1 other RNA gene is annotated in these 312 nt (G+C 36.5%); it reads left to right on the plus strand.

What is annotated here, in order from left to right:
- Positions 1-312: RNase P RNA component class B (rnpB, locus tag ABOA88_RS24095), an RNA gene on the plus strand; the annotation flags it as partial.

Below are 312 nucleotides of genomic sequence, written 5' to 3' on the forward strand. Positions count from 1 at the left end.
TTAGGAAAGTCCATGCTAGCACACACCTTATGGGTGTGTAGTGTTTGTGCTAAGGGAAACCATAACCTTAGGTATGTTTAATAAACATAACGGCAAACTAGTTATAGCTAAAGTGTTTCACTACGTTATAACTTAAAATAAAGTGCCACAGAGACGAATCTATTTAGAAATAAATAGGGTGAAACGCGGTAAACCCCTCAAGCTAGCAACCCAAATTAGGTAGGGGCACATGATGTGTAGTAATACAACATCGTGCAAGATTTATGTCTTGAGATTAATAGTCACAAAAGAAGAAATTCTTTACAGAACATG

The organism is Pseudomonas sp. PKS, from assembly GCF_051913525.1.
Taxonomy (GTDB): domain Bacteria; phylum Pseudomonadota; class Gammaproteobacteria; order Pseudomonadales; family Pseudomonadaceae; genus Aquipseudomonas; species Aquipseudomonas guariconensis_D.